Origin of the sequence: Streptomyces sp. SID4985 (genome assembly GCF_009863025.1) — a bacterium.
Classification (GTDB): domain Bacteria; phylum Actinomycetota; class Actinomycetes; order Streptomycetales; family Streptomycetaceae; genus Streptomyces.
This window is the reverse complement of the sequence record NZ_WWIR01000277.1, coordinates 1-19,474: the sequence shown is the minus strand read 5'-3', so window position 1 is coordinate 19,474 and position 19,474 is coordinate 1. Positions and strand designations below refer to the sequence as shown.

Genomic DNA, 19,474 nt, shown 5'->3' with positions numbered 1-19,474 from the left:
GCCCCGGTCGCCGCGCTGCCGCTCGCCGCGCTGGCGGCCGCCCCGGTGCGCGGGGCCCTCCGGGGCTTTGGCCAGGCCGAGTTCACCGGCAAGGCTCCACAGGGCCTGCTTGACGGTGCTGCGGTGGTCGAGTTCGTGCAGCCGTCCGGAGTCCACGACGCCCTGGAGTTCCTTGAAGGCGGCGGGGACGGTCGTACGGGCCAGGGCGGTGCCGGTGATGCGCTGGACGAGCGCGGGCTGGATCTCGGTGGCCCGGCTGAACCGGTTGATCACGACGGTGGTCTCCTCGGCCTTGCGGATCTGGAGCCGGTCCCACATCCGCACGGTCCGCTTGGCGGCGCGTACGGCGATCACGTCCGGGGTGGTCACCAGGAGCGCGGTGTCGGCGCCCTCCACGGCGGCCGCGGTGGCGCCGGTCAGCTGGGCACCACAGTCCAGGACGACGACCTCGTACCGCGAGCGCAGCGCGGCGACGGTGTGCCGTACGGCGCGGTCGGTGACCTCCTCGCCGCGCTCGCCCTCCCCCGGCGCGAGGAGCAGGGCGAGCCCGGAGTCGTGGCGGAAGACGGCGTCCGCGAGGACGCGCGGGGAGATGTCGTTGATGGCCGCGAGGTCGGCGACCGAGCGGCGGAACTGCACGTCGAGGTACGAGGCGATGTCGCCGGTCTGGAGGTCGAGGTCGGCGAGCGCGGTGCTGCGGCCCGACGCCTGGGCGGCAAGGGCGAGTTGGATGGCGACCAGACTCGCGCCGACCCCGCCCTTGGCACCGCTGACGGTGACGACGGTGCCGCCGGGCCCTTCGACGGCCCCGTGCCCGAGGTGGCGCCGCACCCCGGTGGACCACTGGGCCACCGCCTGGACGCGGTGGGCGAGTTCCTCGTACGACAGCGGCAGCGCGACCAGGCCGCGGGCGCCGGAGTCCATGGCGGCGGCGAACAGGGCCGGTCCGGCGTCGGTGGTGACGAGGATGACGCCGACGGCCGGGAAGCGCAGGGCGACCTCGCGGATCAGCTCCAACGCCGGTACGGGGCCGATGCGTTCATGGACGACGACGACCTCGGGCAGTTCGTCCACCGACTCGGCGGCGAGCCGGGCGAGGGTGTCGACCAGCTGGGTCGAGTCGACGGCCGGCGGCAGCGGTTCGGCGTCGGGGAGCTGGCTGAGCAGGGTAGTGAGGGTGCGGACGGCGTCCGGGTCGGCGCCGGCCGGAAGAATCCTGGTGGGCATCCGGGCGGCCTCTCACTTGTCCGTCGCGAGTTCGTAGGTGCGGTCCCGGTCGGGTATGGCGGGCTCGCCGCCGGGGGCCACCAGGGCGAGCCGGACCCGTTTGGCGAAGGACTCGGCGTAGGTGACGCGCTGGGCGTCGAGGGCGGAGAGGGCGAAGGTGATCGGGACGGCGTCGGTCGGCCGGGTCTTGTCCTCGTCCGGGTCGAGAGCCTTGATCTGTCCGACGTCGATGACGCGCGCGTCCATGACGATGATCTTCGACTGGTCGGGGTCGCTCTCCTTCCGGCCCTCGAAGGTGGCGTAGACGTTGACGCGGGCCCCGGCCGTGATCTTGCCCGCGACGCCGGTCGCCGCGTCGATCATGATGGCGACCTCCTGCTGGCCCGGCCGTAGCGCGGGCCGGTCGACGATCATGTCGCTCTGGAGCAGGGAGCCGGGCCGCAGCGTGGTCACCGCGATCTTGCCGCGCAACTGCGCGAGATCGGTCACCGCGTTCTCCGAAAGCCAGCGCTTCGGCATGCGGATCTTCTCGAACTGGCCCGAGTTCAGGGCGGTGTACGGCCGCACCGCGGACCGCACCCGGTACGCGGTCACCTCGGGGCCGACCTTGGACTGCACGTCGTGGACGACGGAGAGCACGCCGGCGAACGCGCCGAGCGCGCACAGGACCGACAGGATCAGGAGTATCACGCCGCGGCGCTGACGGGAGTTCATGAACCGGACAACCTCATTGGGGGAATCGGTCGGGCGGGATATGAGCGCGGGAGCCGGGGCGCCGGTCAGGCGGGGGTGCGTCGTTCCAGGGCGCGGGGTTCGGGCGGGCGTCGGTCGGGTGGGGTGGCCGAGCAGAAGACGCAGCGGTCGCCGATGACGTCGACGCCGCACCAGTGGCAGACGGACTGCCGTACGGAGGTGACGAGTTGGTACAGGACGGAAAGGTCGGCCAGATGAGCACAGAACTCGATCAGCCGCCCGGTGCCCCACCAGGCGGCGGACTCGGCGGGCAGCGGGGCCTCACGCATCCCTTGCACGCCCCAGGAGTTGACGAGCGAGGCGGTCCAGTCGGACTGGAGCTGGCCCTTGGCGAGCAGCAGCCAGGTGGCGAACTCCGGGCCCTTGAGGGCGGCTCCGGGGACGGCCTTGACGAGCTGCGGCTCGGGATGGGCGACGACAGCGAAGTGGGTGCCGGGCACCCAGGACTTGGCGTGCGACTTCAGGCCCACCGGTACGCGGTCCAGCCGGGCGACCGAGCCGAGGAGGGCTCCGGCGTGGATGTAGTGGGTGAGCAGCCGCCCTGCCGAGGCGAGCACGCCGGGGCTCAGGTCGCAGGAGGCGAGCTGCCGTAACTGCCGTGCCAGAACGGCGACTCCGAGGGGCGGCAGCTCGGGCAGGAACAGGGCGATGCGGTCGCTCTCCAGCAGCGCGCGCAGGGTGTACAGGCGGCGCAGCACCGGCTGCGGGGTGGCCTGCGAGCAGACGACGACCAGGTGCCCGAACTGCTCGGTGAGGGACTGGAGTTCGAGGAGCGTCTGCTCCAGCGGGCGCCGGTCGAGATCGCGCAGCACCACGGCGGGCATGGTCCGTTCGTCCTGCGCCGGCAGCGCCAGGTCGGCGCTGGTCACGGCAATGGCAGTTGGCACGCGCAGCTCCCCGCTCTTCGCATCACCCGGTCCCCGGGGGTCACTCCGGTACACCGAGACGACTTCATTGCGTGACTACCTACCTGAGCACTGTATCCACGGCTCGATCACGGGAGAACAGCGTTTGCGTACCTCGTAGGGAACTCGCCAGGTGCAAGTCGCACCAAACCGGGACGGGTTGATCAGGTATGCGAAGGCCCTTACTGACGCGGCGACTTGACAGCCGGATTGGTCTGGACCAACTTGTACCCATGGGGTGGATGTTCTTTCCCGCCTCACCCCCCTCGCGAACTCCCCCACTGGAGGCTCCAGTTGGACCTCGTATCCGTCATGCCCGGACGCGGTCGGCGCGTCCGCGCCCGCACCTGGTCGGCCGCCGCCACGGTGGCCCTCGCGGTCGCGGGCATCTCCGCGGCCCCGGCCAGCGCGGCTGACGTCAACAACGCGAAGAACGCCGGATTCGAATCCGGTCTGAGCGGCTGGACCTGCTCGGCGGGCAGCGGCACGACCGTCTCGTCCCCGGTGCACGGCGGCTCCGCCGCACTCAAGGCGACCCCGGCCGGGCAGGACAACGCCCAGTGCACGCAGTCGGTCGCGGTGAAGCCCAACTCCACCTATTCGCTGAGCGGTTGGGTGCAGGGCGGCTACGCCTACCTCGGCGTCACCGGCACCGGCACCACCGACGTGTCGACCTGGACCCCGGACGCCCCGTCCTGGAAGCAGCTGACGACCACCTTCACCACGGGCGCCTCCACCACGTCCGTCACGGTCTACACCCACGGCTGGTACGGCCAGGCCGCCTACTACGCCGACGACATCCAGGTCTTCGGCCCCGACGGCGGCGGTGGCGGCGGCGACAACCCGACGGTCCCGTCGGCACCGGGCGGCCTGGCCGTCTCCGGCACGACCTCGTCCTCGGTCTCGCTGTCCTGGAACACGGTGTCCGGGGCGAGCGGTTACAACGTCTACCGGGACGGCGCGAAGGTGGCCTCGGCGAGCGGAACATCGGCGACGGTGTCCGGCCTGTCCCCCTCCACCTCGTACTCCTTCCAGGTAACGGCGGTGAACTCGGCCGGTGAGTCGGTGAAGTCGTCGACGGTGACGGCGACCACGGCGTCCTCCGGCGGCGGAGGCGGGGGCGGCGGTGCGCTGCCCAAGCACGCCGTGACCGGCTACTGGCAGAACTTCAACAACGGCGCCCAGGTCCAGAAGCTCTCCGACGTGCCGTCCTCCTACGACATCATCGCGGTCGCCTTCGCGGACGCCACCTCCACGCCGGGCGCGGTCACCTTCAACCTGGACTCGGCGGGCCTCAACGGCTACACCGTCGACCAGTTCAAGGCCGACATCAGGGCCAAGCAGGCGGCCGGCAAGAAGGTCATCGTCTCGGTCGGCGGCGAGACGGGCACGGTGTCCGTCAACGACTCCAACTCGGCGGCGAACTTCGCCAACTCGGTCTACTCCCTGATGCAGACCTACGGCTTCGACGGCGTCGACATCGACCTGGAGAACGGCCTCAACCCGACGTACATGACGCAGGCGCTGCGCTCCCTGTCGTCGAAGGCGGGCTCCTCGCTGATCATCACCATGGCCCCGCAGACGATCGACATGCAGTCGACGTCCGGTTCCTACTTCCAGACGGCCCTGAACATCAAGGACATCCTCACGGTCGTCAACATGCAGTACTACAACAGCGGTTCCATGCTGGGCTGCGACGGCAAGGTCTACAGCCAGGGCTCGGTCGACTTCCTCACCGCCCTCGCCTGCATCCAGCTGGAAGGCGGCCTCTCCCCCTCCCAGGTGGGCCTCGGCCTCCCCGCCTCCACCCGCGCCGCCGGCAGCGGCTACGTCTCCCCCACGGTGGTCAACAACGCCCTCGACTGCCTCACCCAGGCCACGTCCTGCGGCACCTTCAAGCCCTCCCGCACCTACCCGGCCCTGCGCGGCGCGATGACCTGGTCGACGAACTGGGACGCGACGGCGGGCAACGCGTGGTCCGGCCCGGTGGGCGCGCACGTCCACGCCCTGCCGTAACCCCCTGACCGCTCCCGCACATGAGGGTGCCCCGGACCGACACCGGTCCGGGGCACCGTCCGTGATCACCGGAACGTTGTCCGCGCCCAGGACGAGAGGCGGGTCTACGCGATCGAGGAATTCGGGGTGCGCCGGGGCGACTTGATACGTGACCCCGTCTTCCTTTGCGAGACGGTCTTCCGGGAGTTCGGGGCGTCACCGGCGGAGGTGGCGGCGGAAGCCGTCGACTGGCGGGCGCTTCCCCGCCCGGAGATGCTGCGGCTGCGCCGTATCAAGAACGTACTGACGCTGCTGCGGCCGATGAGGGACGTACTCCCGGTGGACGACCCGATCCACCGGGAGCTGTCGGAGTGGCTGGCCCTGCTCCCCGGGCTGCCGTGAAGGCCCCGGTGGGGGCCTTCACACGCGGAGCGCTCAGGCTTCCTCGAAGTACGCGTCCAGCACCGCGTCCAGTTCCGACTCCCACTGCTTGAAGTCGGCGCGGGCCTTGGCCTCGATCTCGATGGGGTACCAGCGGCGGTCCGGGGTGTGGACGGTGATCGTGAAGCGCTTGCCGAAGCGGGGGGACTCCGTTTCGACGGCGGCGATCTCCGCCCAGGTGAACTCGCAGTTCTCCTCGTCCAGGGTGAGGTGGACGCCGGTGCGGTCCGCCAGTATGCGGGCGCGGCGGTCGGAGGCTTCGAAGGCCGGGCCGTCGACGGCCTCGGGCTCCTCGGGCTCGTCCCGCGCGTCCGCCTTCGCCGGCGGCTCCGCCTCGGTGTCCGCGGTGTCCGCCTTCGCCTCGGGCTCCCCCTCGGCGTCGGCCTTCGCCGCGGGCTCGGCGTCGGTGTCGGCGTCGGTCTTCGCCGGCCGTTCCTCCTCCGGCGCCGGGCCGTCCGCCTCCGCGACCGGGCCGTCCGCCTCCGGCTTCGGCTCGGGCTTCGCCGGAGGCGTCAGGCCGGGGATGAAAGCCGGGTCGAATCCGGCGCCCGTGAGGGGCTCGCCCTTCGCGGGCTTGCTGCTCGATCCTATGCGCTGGTCCACGGCGGCAGTATGGACGACTTACCTGTGCCGGAACCACCCGGCGCTCCATTCCCACCGGTAAGTCCCCTACCTGCCCGTCAGACGAACACACTCACCACCGCCGCCATCGCGAACCCGGCGACGGACAGCACCGATTCGAGGACGGTCCACGTCTTCAGGGTGTCCCGCTCGGTGATGCCGAAGTACTTGGCCACCATCCAGAAGCCGCCGTCGTTGACGTGCGAGGCGAAGATGGAGCCCGCCGAGATCGCCATGATGACCAGCGCGGCGAACGCCGCCGAGTGGTGGCCCTCCGACAGCAGCGGCGCCACGATGCCCGCCGTCGTCACGATCGCCACCGTCGCCGAGCCCTGCGCGACCCGCAGCACCAGCGAGATCAGGTACGCGAGGACGATCACCGGAAGCCCCACGTCGTGGAACGTGTCCGACAGCGCCTGCGCGACCCCGCTGGCCTTCAGTACGGCGCCGAAGATCCCGCCCGCGCCCACCACCAGCAGGATGTTGCCGACCGGCTTGAGGGAGGCGGTGGAGACGTTCTCCAGGGACTTGCGGGACCAGCCGCGCCGGATGCCGAGCAGGTAGTACGCGAGCAGCAGCGCGATGGTGAGGGCCACGAAGGGGTGGCCGAAGAACTCGATCACCGACCGGCCGGTGGAGGGGTCCAGCGCGACCGAGGAGAACGTCGCGGCGAGGATCAGCACCAGCGGGGTGCCGATGATGCCGAGCACCACGCCCAACGGGACTGGCTTCTCCTGCGGTTCGGAAGCGGAGACCGGTACGTCGCCGTCCAGCGCCGGTACGTCGCTACCCGACGTACCCCCCACCGCCACCGGCCGCGCCACCGCCACCCGCTCCGCCGCGACCGTCCGTCGCGCCTCCTCCGCCGCCTCCACCATGTCCTGCGGTACGGGGACGAAGATCCGCCGCCCGACCCACGCGGAGTACGCCCACGCCGCGAGGACCGCCGGGATGCCGCACACGATGCCCATCAGCACCACCCAGCCGAGCTGCACGTGCAGCAGGCCCGCCGCGGCCACCGGGCCGGGGTGCGGGGGCAGGAAGGCGTGGGTCATGGAGAGGCCCGCGAGCAGGGGGAGACAGTAGAGCAGGATCGACTTGCCGCCGCGCTTGGCGGCCGCGTAGACCAGCGGGGCCAGGACGAAGATGCCCACGTCGAAGAAGACCGGGATGCCGAAGATCAGGCCGGTCAGGCCCATGGCGAGCGGCGCCCGGCGTTCGCCGAACAGCCGCAGCAGCCGCGCCGCCAGCACCTCCGCGCCCCCGCTGACCTCCAGGATCGCGCCGAGCATGGTGCCGAGGCCGATGATGATCGCGACGTGGCCGAGGATGCCGCCCATGCCGGACTCCAGCGTGGAGACGGCGTCGGAGCGCTGGACGGTGCCGAAGAGTTCGGTGACCGAGAGGCCGGCCAGCAGGCCGACGGTTATGGAGACCGCGAGCAGGGCGACGAACGGCTGGAGTCGCACCTTGATGATCAGGAAGAGCAGCAGAGCGATGCCGATTCCGGCGACCGTGAGCAGGCCGGGCGTGCCGTCGAGGAGCAGGAGCAGTCCACCGGTGTGGGGTGGTGCTGCGGGGGCTGGTGCGGCGAGGGAGAAGGACATGAGAGGGGGTCCTCTGCGTGAGTACCGTACGTGCATCGGGCTTTCGGGCAGGGTGGAGCGCGGCACGGCACCCCGGGAGGGATGCCGTGCCGTGTACCTGGTGCGGGTGGTGCGAGAGGGACGCCGCTGCAAGTCCCCTACGAGGCAAGCTCCCAGGGGTGCGAGAGGGACGTCACGAGAGCGACCTCAGCCGAGTACGGCCAGCGCGTCGATCTCGATGAGGAGTCCCGCCGGAAGGCCGACGTAGATCGTCGTACGGGCGGCGGGCGGCTGGGTCAGCCCCTGCTCCTCGAAGTAGGCGTTGTAGATCTCGTTCATCTCGGCGAAGTGGTCCACGTCCGTGAGGTAGACGCGGATCATCATCACGTCGTCCCAGCTCGCGCCGCCCTCGTCGAGGATCGCCTTGACGTTGGCGAAGGTCTGGAGGGTCTGCTCGCGCAGGGTGGGGCCGGCGATCGCCCGGTCCTTGCCCTCCTCCGCCGGGAGGAAGCCGACCTGGCCCGCAACCTGGAGGATGTTGCCCTTGCGCACTCCGTGGGAGAACTTCGCGGGCGGGGTCGTGTGGGTCTTCGGGGTGAGCGCGATCTTGTCGGTCATGAGGTGGGGTCCTTCACTGGGGTTCGTCCGGAGTACTCGCCGCTGATCGCGTCCGCGGTACGGCGCACCTGCGGGAGCAGGGCGAGGAGTTCGTCGGCGGTGACGACGACGTTCGGGGCGGAGACCGACATCGCGGCGACCACCCGCCCGTCGGCGCCGCGGATCGGGGCCGCGACGCAGTTGATGGACTCCTCGTGGCCGCCGAGGTCGGTGGCCCAGCCCTGTTCGCGCACCTTCTCCAACTCGCGCAGGAAAGCGGCCGAGTTGGGGGTGGAACGGGCCGTGTAGAGGGGGTAGTCGAGCCGTTCCGCGAGGGCGCGGCGCTCGGGTTCGGGCAGGTCGGCCAGGAGCAGCTTGGCGACGGCCGCGACGGTGATGGCGACGGGCTTGCCGACGCGCGAGTACATCCGCACCGGGTAGCGGCTGTCGACCTTGTCGATGTAGAGCACCTCGTTCTCCTCGTGGACGGCGAGGTGCACGGTGTGGCCGACGGCCTCGTTGAGGCGCAGGAGATGGGGGTGGGCGATCTCGCGCACGTCGAGGCTCTCCATCGCCTCCTGGGCGAGGGCGAAGAGGCGGGCGCCGAGCCGGTAGCGCTGGTCGGACTGGCGGTAGACCAGGCCGTGTTCGTGCAGGGTGCGCAGCAGGCGCAGCGCGGTGGACTTGTGCACGCCGAGCCGGCCGGCGACCTGGCCGAGGTCGGCGGGGCCCTCCGCGAGCAGCGGAAGGATGCTCAGGGCGCGGTCCACGGTCTGGCTCATGGGGTGCTCGTCTCCTCGGTGACCTGGCCGGTTCCGGTCCAGCCGGGGCCGAGTCGCAGTCTCTCCCATGCCTGGTCGTCGAGGGCGGCCAGGCGGTCGGCGTGGTCGCGGGCGGGCGGCGCGGCGAGGTCGCCGGGCGCGGTGAGGGCGGCGGCGGCCATGAGGTGGCCGTGGCGCAGCCGGTCCCGCACGGGGAGGCCGCGCAGGGTGGCGGAGAGGAACCCGGCGGCGAAGGCGTCGCCCGCGCCGACGGTCGCCACCACGTCGACGGCGAGGGCGGGGACACGCACCGTGCGCTCACCGGTGTCGGTGCGCTCGTACACCGTCGCGCCGTGCGGGCCCTCCTTGACGACCAGGACCCGGGGTTCGGGCAGCAGCCGCCGTACGGCGTCGGCGCCGCCCCGCGCGCCCCAGGCGTCCTCCGCCTCGTCCGCGCCCACGAACACGATGTCGGCGCCCCGGGCCAGCTCAAGGAGCACCGAGGCGTCGGAGGCGTCCCGCCACAGCGCGGGCCGGAAGTTCACGTCGAAGGAGACCACGGGCCGTCCCGTCCTGGGCGCCGTGAGCGCGCGCATCAGCTCCAGGCAGTCGGCGGACAGCGCCGCCGTGATCCCGGACAGGTGCAGCACGCGTCCCGCGTCCACCGCCGCGAGGTCCACGTTGGCCACGGACATCGCGGAGGCGGCCGATCCGGCCCGGTAGTAGGCGACTTCGTGCGCGTCGGTGGCGCGGTCGGCGGCGGTGCGGAAGTAGATGCCGGTGGGCCGGCCGGGGTCCACGCGTACGGCGCCGGTGTCGACGCCGTGGGAGGCGATCCGCTCCACCAGGTGCCGCCCGAAGCCGTCGGCGCCGACCCGGCCGACCCAGCGGGCGGAGTGCCCGGCGGCGGCGAGGGCGCAGACGACGTTGGACTCGGCGCCGCCGATGCCGCGTTCGAAGGCGGGCACGTCGGCGAGGCGCCCTGGACGGGTGGGCAGGAAGGTGACCATGGACTCGCCGAGGGCGACGACATCCACGGCGTCGGGTCCGGCGCTCGGTCGTCCGTCGGCGGTCACGATGGTCTCGGCTCCTCGTCCATGGGTACGGGGGTACGGGGGTCCGAACAGCCGGGGCCCCGGGGGTCCGGGGCGACGACTTCGTTGACCCCGTGTTGGCCGAGATGTTAGACAGCAGTCAGCGACATACGCAATGGACGTTGCACAGATCGCAACGCCGCAGATCAGGAGGCTTTCATGGCCCGTGAGACCGGCATCGACGCGCTGTCCCGGCTCGCCAGGGAACGGGTCGACCACCGCTTCAAGGGCCTCCCGCCGGACGCCGCCGGACTGACCGTCGGTGAGCTGACCGACCAGCGGCGCAACCTCTTCTCCGGTGACTTCGCCACTCCCCTGCTCGCCCTGTCCGCCGAGCGCCTGGAGCACAACCTCGCGCTGATGGAGGCGTACACCGAGCGCCACGGACTCGCCTTCGCCCCGCACGGCAAGACCTCGATGGCCCCGCAGCTCTTCGCGCGCCAGGTGGAGCGCGGCGCCTGGGGCATCACGGTCGCGGTGCCCCATCAGGTGTGGGTGGCAAGGGAGTTCGGCATCGAGCGGATCTTCCTGGCCAACGAGCTGGTGGACCCGGCCGCGCTGCGCCGTCTCGCCGCCGAGCTGAGCGCCGACCCCGCCTTCCGCTTCGTCTGCTACGTCGACTCCGTGCGCGGGGTCGAGCTGATGGACGCGGCCCTCGCGGGCACCGACCGTCCGGTGGACGTGGTGGTGGAGCTGGCCGCGGGCGAGGGGGCGCGTACCGGCGCCCGTACGGAGGCGGACTGCCTGGCCGTCGCCGCCGCCGTGGCCGCCACGGACACCCTGCGCCTGGTCGGCGTCGCGGGCTACGAGGGCGAGGTGCCGAAGGCCGATCCGGAGCGCGTGGCCGCCTATCTGAAGAGGCTCACCGCGCTCGCCGCCACCCTCGACGCGGAGGGCCGGTTCGCCGGGGCCGACGAGATCGTGGTGAGCGCGGGCGGCAGCGCCTGGTTCGACGCGGTGGCGGAGGTGTTCGCGGAGATCCCCGAACTGTCGCTTCCGGTACTGAAGTTGCTCCGCTCCGGCGCCTACCTCTCGCACGACGACGGGCACTACCGCAGGATCACCCCCTTCAACCGGGTGCCCGAGGAGGGCGCCCTGGAGCCCGCCTTCCGGCTGTGGGCGCAGGTCGTCTCCCGCCCCGAGCCCGGCCAGGCGTTCGCCAACGCGGGCAAGCGGGACGCGGCGTACGACCTCGATCTGCCCGAGGCCCAGGTGGTGCGCCGGGACGGGGTCGAGCGGCCGGCCACCGGGGTCGAGGTGAGCGCCCTGTCGGACCAGCACATGTGGCTGCGCACCACACCGGAGGCCGATGTCATGGTGGGCGACTGGATCGGCTTCGGGCTGTCCCACCCCTGCACGTCCTTCGACAAGTGGCCGCTGATCCCCGTGGCGGAGGCGGACGGCACGGTCGTGGAATACATCCGCACGTTCTTCTAGGAGGCCGGGGCCGTGGACCAGCTCGTCATCCGGGACGCCGACGTGGTGGACGGCAGCGGTGCGCCCTCCTACCGCGCCGATGTGGTGATCCACCAGGGCCGGATCGTGCAGATCGTCAAGGAAGCCGCGGCCTCGGGCTGCCAGCGCCCGCGCGCGACGCGCGAGCTGGACGCCGAGGGGCTGGTCCTCTCCCCCGGCTTCATCGACATGCACGCCCACTCGGACCTGGCCCTGCTGCGCGACCCCGACCACAGCGCCAAGGCCGCGCAGGGCGTCACCCTCGAAGTCCTGGGCCAGGACGGGCTGTCGTACGCCCCGGTGGACGACCGCACGCTGGAGGAGGTGCGCCGGGCGATCACCGGGTGGAACGGGTACGGCGACGACATCGACATGGACTGGCGCTCGGTCGGCGAGTACCTGGACCGGCTGGACCGGGGCATCGCGGTCAACGCCGCCTATCTGATCCCGCAGGGCACCGTCCGCGCCCTCGTCGTCGGCTGGGAGGACCGCCCGGCGACCCCGGCCGAGCTGGACCGGATGCGCCAACTGGTCGCGGAGGGACTGGAACAGGGCGCGGTCGGCCTGTCCTCCGGACTCACCTACACCCCCGGCATGTACGCCGAGAACGCCGAACTCACCGAACTCTGCCGGGTGGTGGCCTCTTACGGCGGCTACTACTGCCCGCACCACCGCTCCTACGGCGCGGGCGCCCTGGAGGCGTACGCCGAGATGGTGGCGCTCACCCGGGAGGCGGGCTGCCCGCTCCATCTCGCCCACGCCACCATGAACTTCGGCGTGAACAAGGGCCGCGCCCCCGAGCTGCTGACCCTGCTGGACGACGCGCTCGACGCGGGCGCCGACATCAGCCTGGACACCTACCCCTACACCCCCGGCTCCACCACCCTCGCGGCCCTGCTGCCGAGTTGGGCGAGCGAGGGCGGCCCGGCGTCGGTCCTGGCCCGCCTCACCGACCCGGCGACGGCCACACGCGTCCGGCACGACCTGGAGGTCACCGGCGCCGACGGCTGCCACGGGGTGCCGGTGGAGTGGGAGACGATCGAGATCTCGGGCGTGAGCGACCCGACCCTCGCCCACCATGTCGGCCGCACCGTGAGGGAGTTGGCGGACGAGCGCGGCGAGGAACCCTGGACCACCGCGCACCGGCTGCTGGTCGGGGACCGGCTCGGCACCACGATCCTCCAGCACGTCGGCCACGAGGAGAACGTCCGCGCGATCATGCGCCACCGCGCCCACACCGGCGGCTCGGACGGCATCCTCCAGGGCACCAAGCCCCACCCGCGCGCGTACGGCACCTTCCCGCGCTATCTCGGCCACTACGTACGGGAGTTGGGCGTGCTGAGCCTGGAGGAGTGCGTCGCCCGTCTCACCGCGCGGCCCGCGGCCCGGCTGCGACTGCCGGACCGGGGCCTGGTCCGCGAGGGCTACCGCGCCGACCTGGTGCTGTTCGACCCGGAGACGGTCGGCGCGGGCTCCACGTTCGCGGCGCCGCGCACACTGCCGACCGGGATTCCGTACGTCCTGGTCGACGGCCGCTTCGTCATCGAGGACGGGCGGCGCACGGACGTACTGGCGGGCCGGGCGGTACGGCGAACTCCGGTGTGACCGCCCGACCCCAACGCACCAGCGACACCTACGGCTTGGGCAGCACGCACCCGGCCGCGCCCAGGTTCAGCTTGTTGCCCGTCGTGAAGCAGGCCGGTATCTGGTAGGTCTCCTCGGCGTAGTTGATGCCCTGCCGGACGGTCACCGTGCCGTTCTCGTCCACCTCGCAGGGGTTGTTCTCGGTGCAGCGCTGGCCGTCCTCGTTGCCGGTGTTGTTGACCGCGACGACCTTGCCGGTGACGGTGTCGATCACGGGTGAGCCGGAGGTGCCGCCGATGGTGTTGCAGGCGGCGGTGTAACGCAGCGAGTCCTTCCAGGTCCAGCCGCCCTCCTTGAGCCGGTAGACGAACCCGTCGGCGTTGCAGCTGTAGATCCGCTTCCAGTACCCGGAGACGACCTTGATGGCACTCCCCGCCACCGGGTGACTGTCGTTCAGGGTGAGCGCGTTGATGCCGTACGAGCTCTTGATGGCCGCGTAGGTGGTGGTCAGCCGGTAGAGGGTGACGTCGGTGTCCGTCATGGTCGAGTAGACGACCTGGTTGGCGCGGAGCGTGGCGACCTTGGTCCCGGCGGAGTTGAGCAGGCCGAAGGTGCGGCTGGAGGACTGGCCGGTGATGACCTCGCCGGGCTCGGGGAAGCCGGTCTCCAGGCAGTGCCCGTTGGTGAGCACGAGCGCGGGGTCGGCGTCGGCGGAGTTCGGGAGGCGGACGACGGAGCCGGAGCAGTTGCTGAGCGAGACCGTCCCGGCGAAGTCGACGGTGACCGCCTTGGCCTGGGGCGCGGCCTTGGCCGGTGACGCGGCGGCAGCCGGTGACGCGGCGGCCGCCGGAACCGCACCAAGCCCGGCGAGCGCCAGGGCGGACAGCGCGGCCAGGAGAGGCTTGTTCATGTGGGGGTCCTCTCTGCGGAAGCAGACGGCCGGAGATCTTCCGACCACCTGTCTTGTCATGCGCATTGTCATGAGGTGCGCAGCGGAGAACAAGAAGGCGTCACCGCCCAGGGATTTAGTGAGGACTCTTTCCCAAACCCTTGCAGCCCCCCGCCCTCGCTGTTACGTTGACGCGCAATTCTTTGGTTAGGACTCCTTCCTAACCAACAAAACGCCAGGTCGGACAGCAGGGACTACCAACATGATCGAAGCCGTGCCGGACCCGGCAGCGTCGCCGGGCCCCGTCGGATCTCCGCCGTGCGGAGCGACGGCCGCGCAGCCGGAAGGAGCGTGCGGTGTACGCACTCGCTGAGGCCGATCTGCGGCTGAACGCGCAGCCCGTCGACTACGCGCTGATCGCGGTGTACTTCACCTTCGTGCTGGGCATCGGCGCGCTCGCCCGCCGGAAGATCGCCTCCAGCATGGACTTCTTCCTCTCCGGCCGCTCCATGCCGGCGTGGGTCACCGGACTCGCCTTCATCTCCGCCAACCTCGCGGCGGTCGAGATCCTGGGCATGACGGCGGACGGCGCGCAGTACGGCCTGCCCTCGGTGCACTACTACTGGATCGGCGCCATCCCGGCCATGGTGTTCCTCGGCCTGGTGATGATGCCGTTCTACTACGGCTCCAAGGTCCGCAGCGTCCCGGAGTTCCTGCTGCGCCGCTTCGGCCGCTTCGCCCACCTGGTCAACTCGGCGAGCTTCGCGCTCGCCCAGGTGCTGATCGCGGGCGTGAACCTCTACGCCCTGTCCACGGTGGTCAACCTGATGCTGGGCTGGCCGACCTGGCTGTCGATCCTCGCCGCGGGCGTCATCGTCCTCGTCTACACCCTGCTCGGCGGACTGTCGGCGGCGATCTACAACGAGGTCATGCAGTTCTTCGTCATCCTGGCGCTACTGCTCCCGCTCACGTTCGTCGGGCTGCACCGGGTCGGCGGCTGGAGCGGCCTGGTCGACAGGATCGAGCACGACAACACCAACTCCGCGCTGCAGCTGCACTCCTGGCCCGGCACCAACCTCACCGGCATCGGCAGCTCCACGCTCTCCGTGCTCGGCATCGTCCTCGGCCTCGGTTTCGTGCTCTCCTTCGGCTACTGGACGACCAACTTCACCGAGGTCCAGCGCGCGCTGTCGGCCAAGAGCATGTCCGCCGCCCGCCGCACCCCGCTGATCGGCGCGTACCCCAAGACCCTGCTCATCCTGCTGATCATGATCCCGGGCATGGTCGCCGCGGTGCTCTCGCCCCAGCTCGCCGCGCTCAAGGCGGCCAACGCGGCGGACCCCTCGGTACAGAGCCTGAACGGGGTGTCCTTCAACAACTCCATCGAGCTGCTGATGCGCGACCTGCTGCCCAACGGCATGCTCGGCATCGCCATCGCGGGTCTGCTCGCCGCCTTCATGGCGGGCATGGCCGCCAACGTCAGCTCCTTCAACACGGTCGTCACCTACGACATCTGGCAGACGTACGTGAAGAAGGGCCGTCCGGACGCGTACTACCTGCGCGCGGGCCGCGTGCTCACGGTGGTCGGCTGTGTGGTGGCGATCGGCACCGCGTTCATCGCCGGGAACTTCGGCAACATCATGGACTACCTCCAGACGCTCTTCGGGTTCTTCAACGCGCCGCTGTTCGCCACGTTCCTGCTGGGCATGTTCTGGAAGCGCATGACCCCGGCGGCAGGCGGCATCGGGCTCATCGCGGGCACCACCGCCGCGGTCACCATCGACCTGCTCAACCGCACCGGTGTGCTGCACCTCTCGGGACAGGGCGCCAGCTTCCTCGGCGCGATCGCCGCCTTCACGGCCGACATCCTGCTCAGCGTCGCCGTCTCGCTGGTGACCAAGCCCAAGAGCGACGCCGAACTGGTCGGCCTGGTCTGGTCGTTGACCCCGCGCGAGAGCCGCGTCCACGAGACGACCGGGGAGGACGCGGGCTGGTACCGCAGGCCCGGCGTGCTCGCGGTCGGGGTGCTCGCCCTCGCCACCGCCCTGAACATCGCCTTCTGGTGAGAAGCGGAGACCCCACGATGACCGAGAACGAACCCCGGCGGACCGCACCCCTGAAGGGCGTGCACCTCCTGCTCGACCTGCGCAGCATCATCGCGGCCCTGTTCGGGATCTACGGAACCGTACTCACCGCCATGGGCGCGTCCGGAGCGAGCGCGGCGGACCTGCGCAAGACCGGAGGCTGGAACGTCAACCTCTGGTGCGGCCTCGCGATGCTCGCCTTCGCGGCCTCCTTCGCCGCGTGGACCCTGCTCCGGCCCCTGCGCGAGCCCGTGGAGGAACCCGTACGGGAAACTCCGGAGACCGTGCCTGCCGCCTGACCCCCCGTCGTGTCTGCCCGGCGCCTGTCCTCACGGCGCCGGGCAGACGCGTCATCCGCCCCGCGAGACCGAGGATTCCCATGACCACACCCCCCACCCACGTCCTCTCCGACGGCGTGACCATCCCCGTCGTCGGCTTCGGCACCTATCCGCTGGAGGGAGCCGAGGCGGAGGCGGCCGTACGCGACGCCTTCGAGGCGGGCTACCGCCTGATCGACACCGCCGCCAGTTACGGCAACGAGGCCGCCGTGGGCCGGGCCATCGCGACCGGCGGCCTGCCCCGCGAGGAGGTCTTCCTCGCCACCAAGGTGCGCGGGAGCGCCCACGGTTACGACGAGACCCGCCGGGCGTTCGCCGAGTCCACCGAGCGGCTCGGCGTGAACCACCTCGACCTCTACCTCATCCACTGGCCGCTGCCCCGCCTGGACAAGTACGTCGACTCCTGGCGCGCGCTGATCGACCTCCGCGCGGAGGGCCTGGTGCGCTCGATCGGGGTCAGCAACTTCACCGACCGGCACATCGACCGGCTGCACGAGGAGACCGGCGTGCTGCCCTCGGTCAACCAGATCGAGCTGCACCCCCGCTTCCCCCAGGCCCACCTGCGCGCCACCCATGCCGCCCGGGGCATCGCCGTCCAGAGCTGGAGCCCGCTCGGCCGGGGCAGCGAACTCCTCGCCGAGCCCGCCGTCGTGGCGGCGGCCGACCGGCACGGGGTGACCCCGGCCCAGGTCGTCCTGCGCTGGCACCTACAGCTCGGCGCCCTGCCGATCCCCAAGTCCGGTTCCGCGGAACGCCGTCGGGCCAACCTCGACCTCTTCGGCTTCACGCTGGCCGAGGAGGAGATCGCGGCGCTCTCCGCCCTGGAGCGGGGCCGTACCGGCGGCGACCCGGAGACCCACGAGGAGTTCTGAGGCGCACCGGCGGGCGGGAGCGGTCCGTCACCAGTGGTGCCGGTGGCGCCCTCCGCTGCGCGTGGGCCAGCTCGCGCTGACGGTCGGGGTCGGCAAAGCCGTCGGGAGGGCGGTCGGCAGGGCCGTCGGCGACGCCTTCTCGGTGGGGCTGGCGCTCGCCGGTGCGCTCGACGCGACGGTGGGGGGCGCGGCCACCGGCGTCGTGGCGCGCAACGGGGTGACCGTGGTCGGTGCGACGGAGGGGGCGACCGGGGCCGAGGTCTGCGGTTCGGCCACGTCGGGCCGCGCGGTGTCGGCCTCGGACGTGCCGGGGGTGACCCGGTCGGAGGCCGGGCTGTCGCCCCCCGAGGGGGAGGCCACCAGGCCCGCGATCGCGGCAGCGGCGGCCCCGACCGTGCCGACCACGGCACCGGCCACCGCCACCCGGCGGCGCCCGCTGCTCCGCCGCCGCCGCGCGGCCGCACGGGAGCCCTCCGCCGGGGCCGGGGCGGAGGCGGTCGGCGGCTCCATGAGGGGCGTGATGACCGGGAGTTCACGGGTCGCGTCGTAGGCCTTCTGCCAGCCGTGCGCGGCGGCCGGGTCGGCGTACTCGTCGTACGTGGGGGCCGCGGCGGGCTGCGGCTGGTAGTACACGGTGGGCGGGACCGGGGCCGCGCCTGCCGCCTCGTGCACGCCGTACGCCCCCGCCTCGTACTCGCGTTCGCTAGACATGATCGCGAATTCTAGAGACGTGGAAGCCACGCCGAACACCCCCGGGACATCGGGCCGCGAAATCCCCGCAAACCGACCGTCACACGTGGTGCAAAACACGACGCGACGCCCGGCCGGGGGCCGTAAGCTCACGTCATGCAGGTGATCCAGTCGACCAAGCTCGCCAACGTCTGTTACGAGATCCGGGGACCCGTCCTCGAAGAGGCGATGCGTCTGGAGGCAGCCGGTCACCGCATCCTGAAGCTCAACACCGGCAACCCGGCCGCCTTCGGCTTCGAGTGCCCCCCGGAGATCCTGGAGGACGTCCTCCGCAACGTCTCCACGGCCCACGGGTACGGCGACGCCAAGGGCCTGCTCGCCGCCCGCCGGGCGGTGGTGATGCACAACCAGACCCTCGGCATCGAGACCGACGTGGAGCACGTCTTCATCGGCAACGGCGTCTCCGAGCTGATCGTGATGGCCATGCAGGCCCTGCTCGACGACGGCGACGAGGTCCTGGTCCCGGCCCCGGACTATCCGCTCTGGACGGCGGCCGTCTCCCTGTCCGGCGGCACCGCCGTGCACTACCGCTGCGACGAGCAGTCCGACTGGATGCCCGACCTCGCCGACATCGAGCGCAAGATCACCGACCGCACCAAGGCCCTGGTGATCATCAACCCGAACAACCCCACGGGCGCGGTCTACGACGAGGCGATGCTCAAGGGCCTGACCGACCTCGCCCGCCGCCACAACCTGCTGGTCTGCTCCGACGAGATCTACGACAAGATCCTCTACGACGGCGCGACCCACACCCCCACCGCCAAGGTCGCCCCCGACCTGCTCACCCTCACGTTCAACGGCATGTCGAAGGCGTACCGGGTCGCCGGATACCGGGTCGGCTGGATGTCCCTGTCCGGCCCGCGCGCGCACGCCGACTCCTACATCGAGGGCCTGACGATCCTGGCCAACATGCGGCTGTGCGCCAACATGCCCGGCCAGCACGGGGTCGCCGCCGCACTCAGCGGCCGCCAGTCGATCAACGACCTGGTGCTGCCCGGCGGCCGGCTGAAGGAGCAGCTGGACACGGCGTACGAGCTGCTCACCCAGATCCCGGGCGTGAGCTGCGTACGCCCGAAGGGCGCCCTCTACCTCTTCCCGCGCCTGGACCCCAAGGTCTTCAAGATCAAGGACGACCGGCAGATGGTCCTGGACCTGCTGCGCCAGGAGAAGATCATGGTCGTCCAGGGCACCGGCTTCAACTGGCCCGAGCCCGACCACTTCCGGGTCGTGACCCTGCCGAACGTGGCGGATCTGACGGACGCGGTGACCCGGATCGGGACGTTCCTGGACGGCTACGGGCAGCCGTAGGCGCTGACTCGACTCAACTTTAGACTGAATCCAAGCTAGGATGGTTTCCTGTCAGCGCAGAGGAGGCCGTCCCATGTACGAAGCGATCCGCACGAAGTCGGTCCACAGCACCCCGGCGGCCTCGGACTTCCCGCACCGCTCGCGCGAGGAGGAGCTGGACATCCAGCTCGCCGGACACCTCGCCGCGCTGCTCGCCGTCACGGACGAGCTGCGC

Annotated in this window: 18 protein-coding genes; 8 read left to right on the top strand and 10 right to left on the bottom strand. The window is 71.2% G+C overall.

Annotated elements, in window-relative coordinates; genetic code table 11:
* From GTW40_RS11320 to GTW40_RS11310, 3 genes are all read right to left on the bottom strand, one after another.
* The coding region (locus GTW40_RS11320; RefSeq protein WP_202485722.1) for a P-loop NTPase at positions 1–1,227 on the bottom strand (1,227 nt) is incomplete at its 3' end.
* A 12-nt stretch (positions 1,228–1,239) separates the two neighbouring features.
* Positions 1,240–1,941, bottom strand: a complete 702-nt coding sequence (gene cpaB, locus GTW40_RS11315; RefSeq protein ID WP_161180035.1) for a Flp pilus assembly protein CpaB — start codon at positions 1,939–1,941, stop codon at positions 1,240–1,242.
* Positions 1,942–2,006: 65 nt separating this feature from the next.
* The gene (locus GTW40_RS11310; RefSeq protein WP_343245664.1) at positions 2,007–2,867 is read right to left on the bottom strand and encodes a hypothetical protein; all 861 of its coding nucleotides are present in this window, start codon (positions 2,865–2,867) and stop codon (positions 2,007–2,009) included.
* Positions 2,868–3,197: 330 nt separating this feature from the next.
* Here GTW40_RS11310 and GTW40_RS11305 point away from each other — a divergent pair, with 330 nt between their 5' ends.
* On the top strand, positions 3,198–4,901 hold the full coding sequence (locus tag GTW40_RS11305) for a glycoside hydrolase family 18 protein (RefSeq protein ID WP_202485721.1): 1,704 nt from the start codon (positions 3,198–3,200) through the stop codon (positions 4,899–4,901).
* Positions 4,902–5,042: 141 nt separating this feature from the next.
* Positions 5,043–5,282: a hypothetical protein gene (locus tag GTW40_RS11300; RefSeq protein ID WP_161180032.1), complete on the top strand. Its 240-nt coding sequence runs from the start codon at positions 5,043–5,045 to the stop codon at positions 5,280–5,282.
* 33 nt (positions 5,283–5,315) lie between these two features.
* Here the strand turns inward: GTW40_RS11300 and GTW40_RS11295 are convergent, their stop codons facing one another.
* From GTW40_RS11295 to GTW40_RS11275, 5 genes are all read right to left on the bottom strand, one after another.
* A complete protein-coding gene (locus tag GTW40_RS11295) occupies positions 5,316–5,924 on the bottom strand; it encodes a hypothetical protein (RefSeq protein WP_343245663.1) in 609 nt (202 codons plus the stop codon).
* A 77-nt stretch (positions 5,925–6,001) separates the two neighbouring features.
* Positions 6,002–7,549: an SLC13 family permease gene (locus GTW40_RS11290; RefSeq protein ID WP_161180031.1), complete on the bottom strand. Its 1,548-nt coding sequence runs from the start codon at positions 7,547–7,549 to the stop codon at positions 6,002–6,004.
* Positions 7,550–7,735: 186 nt separating this feature from the next.
* Positions 7,736–8,146 (bottom strand): RidA family protein, encoded by a 411-nt coding sequence (locus GTW40_RS11285; protein ID WP_161180030.1) that lies wholly within the window; start codon positions 8,144–8,146, stop codon positions 7,736–7,738.
* A complete protein-coding gene (locus GTW40_RS11280; RefSeq protein WP_161180029.1) occupies positions 8,143–8,907 on the bottom strand; it encodes an IclR family transcriptional regulator in 765 nt (254 codons plus the stop codon). The genes GTW40_RS11285 and GTW40_RS11280 overlap by 4 nt, the downstream gene beginning before the upstream one ends.
* Positions 8,904–9,962 carry a sugar kinase gene (locus GTW40_RS11275; protein ID WP_161180028.1) on the bottom strand — a complete coding sequence of 353 codons (1,059 nt, stop codon included), beginning with the start codon at positions 9,960–9,962 and terminating at the stop codon, positions 8,904–8,906. Before GTW40_RS11275 ends, GTW40_RS11280 begins: the two co-directional genes overlap by 4 nt.
* A 177-nt stretch (positions 9,963–10,139) precedes the next feature.
* On the opposite strand from GTW40_RS11275, the gene GTW40_RS11270 reads away from it, so the two are divergent.
* Positions 10,140–11,417 carry an amino acid deaminase gene (locus GTW40_RS11270; protein ID WP_161180027.1) on the top strand — a complete coding sequence of 426 codons (1,278 nt, stop codon included), beginning with the start codon at positions 10,140–10,142 and terminating at the stop codon, positions 11,415–11,417.
* Positions 11,418–11,429: 12 nt separating this feature from the next.
* Entirely contained in the window at positions 11,430–13,040 is a 1,611-nt protein-coding gene (locus tag GTW40_RS11265; RefSeq protein ID WP_161180026.1) for a D-aminoacylase, read from the top strand.
* A 28-nt stretch (positions 13,041–13,068) separates the two neighbouring features.
* Here GTW40_RS11265 and GTW40_RS11260 read toward each other — a convergent pair whose 3' ends face one another.
* Complete coding sequence (locus GTW40_RS11260; protein WP_161180025.1) at positions 13,069–13,929, bottom strand: serine protease; 861 nt, start codon at positions 13,927–13,929, stop codon at positions 13,069–13,071.
* 335 nt (positions 13,930–14,264) lie between these two features.
* On the opposite strand from GTW40_RS11260, the gene GTW40_RS11255 reads away from it, so the two are divergent.
* From GTW40_RS11255 to GTW40_RS11245, 3 genes are all read left to right on the top strand, one after another.
* Complete coding sequence (locus tag GTW40_RS11255; RefSeq protein WP_161180024.1) at positions 14,265–15,974, top strand: sodium:solute symporter family protein; 1,710 nt, start codon at positions 14,265–14,267, stop codon at positions 15,972–15,974.
* A gap of 17 nt (positions 15,975–15,991) precedes the next feature.
* Positions 15,992–16,291: a hypothetical protein gene (locus GTW40_RS11250; protein ID WP_161180023.1), complete on the top strand. Its 300-nt coding sequence runs from the start codon at positions 15,992–15,994 to the stop codon at positions 16,289–16,291.
* A gap of 80 nt (positions 16,292–16,371) precedes the next feature.
* Complete coding sequence (locus GTW40_RS11245) at positions 16,372–17,202, top strand: aldo/keto reductase (protein WP_161180022.1); 831 nt, start codon at positions 16,372–16,374, stop codon at positions 17,200–17,202.
* A 27-nt stretch (positions 17,203–17,229) separates the two neighbouring features.
* Here GTW40_RS11245 and GTW40_RS11240 read toward each other — a convergent pair whose 3' ends face one another.
* Positions 17,230–17,913: a hypothetical protein gene (locus GTW40_RS11240; RefSeq protein WP_161180021.1), complete on the bottom strand. Its 684-nt coding sequence runs from the start codon at positions 17,911–17,913 to the stop codon at positions 17,230–17,232.
* 135 nt (positions 17,914–18,048) lie between these two features.
* On the opposite strand from GTW40_RS11240, the gene GTW40_RS11235 reads away from it, so the two are divergent.
* The gene (locus GTW40_RS11235) at positions 18,049–19,260 is read left to right on the top strand and encodes a pyridoxal phosphate-dependent aminotransferase (RefSeq protein WP_161180020.1); all 1,212 of its coding nucleotides are present in this window, start codon (positions 18,049–18,051) and stop codon (positions 19,258–19,260) included.
* The last annotated feature ends 214 nt before the right edge of the window (positions 19,261–19,474 follow it).

Bases quoted from the DNA above. Each gene is read 5' to 3' on its own strand.
- GTW40_RS11235 (WP_161180020.1), top strand. From the start codon at position 18,049: ATGCAGGTGATCCAGTCGACCAAGCTCGCCAACGTCTGTTACGAGATC.
- GTW40_RS11270 (WP_161180027.1), top strand. From the start codon at position 10,140: ATGGCCCGTGAGACCGGCATCGACGCGCTGTCCCGGCTCGCCAGGGAA.
- GTW40_RS11245 (WP_161180022.1), top strand. From the start codon at position 16,372: ATGACCACACCCCCCACCCACGTCCTCTCCGACGGCGTGACCATCCCC.
- GTW40_RS11285 (WP_161180030.1), bottom strand. From the start codon at position 8,146: ATGACCGACAAGATCGCGCTCACCCCGAAGACCCACACGACCCCGCCC.
- GTW40_RS11305 (WP_202485721.1), top strand. From the start codon at position 3,198: ATGCCCGGACGCGGTCGGCGCGTCCGCGCCCGCACCTGGTCGGCCGCC.
- GTW40_RS11250 (WP_161180023.1), top strand. From the start codon at position 15,992: ATGACCGAGAACGAACCCCGGCGGACCGCACCCCTGAAGGGCGTGCAC.
- cpaB (WP_161180035.1), bottom strand. From the start codon at position 1,941: ATGAACTCCCGTCAGCGCCGCGGCGTGATACTCCTGATCCTGTCGGTC.
- GTW40_RS11290 (WP_161180031.1), bottom strand. From the start codon at position 7,549: ATGTCCTTCTCCCTCGCCGCACCAGCCCCCGCAGCACCACCCCACACC.
- GTW40_RS11260 (WP_161180025.1), bottom strand. From the start codon at position 13,929: ATGAACAAGCCTCTCCTGGCCGCGCTGTCCGCCCTGGCGCTCGCCGGG.
- GTW40_RS11280 (WP_161180029.1), bottom strand. From the start codon at position 8,907: ATGAGCCAGACCGTGGACCGCGCCCTGAGCATCCTTCCGCTGCTCGCG.
- GTW40_RS11240 (WP_161180021.1), bottom strand. From the start codon at position 17,913: ATGTCTAGCGAACGCGAGTACGAGGCGGGGGCGTACGGCGTGCACGAG.